Source organism: Polaromonas sp. UBA4122, from assembly GCA_002381615.1.
Classification (GTDB): domain Bacteria; phylum Pseudomonadota; class Gammaproteobacteria; order Burkholderiales; family Burkholderiaceae_C; genus Polaromonas.
The window spans coordinates 4,365-4,617 of sequence record DFWY01000103.1 but is presented as its reverse complement, the minus strand read 5'-3'; the positions used below and the strand labels follow the sequence as shown (position 1 = coordinate 4,617).

1 protein-coding gene is annotated in these 253 nt (G+C 58.5%); it reads right to left on the bottom strand.

All coding sequences use genetic code 11. The features are described from left to right. Positions 1 to 253: transposase (locus tag B3F77_RS14100; protein ID WP_293605561.1), on the bottom strand; the 253-nt coding region annotated here is incomplete at both ends.

Sequence of the window (253 nt, the reverse complement as noted above, 5' to 3'; positions counted from 1 at the left end):
CGCTTTCTCCCATTTTTCCCCCCGATCAGTGGGGTTGGGTCCAACAGTTGTCTGAGCCAATGGCGCTTTCATCATTGCCCCGTCTATGCTTTGCCATCGCCAGGCAATGCCCTCAAGTTCGTCGTACTCGGCAAGTCCAGCCCTCCACAGTGCCTCAAAGACGCCAGCCTTCTCCCACTCAAGAAATCGGGCATGGATCGCGCTGGCACTGCCGTAACGCTCGCCCGGCAGCGCTTTCCATTGGCAGCCAGTT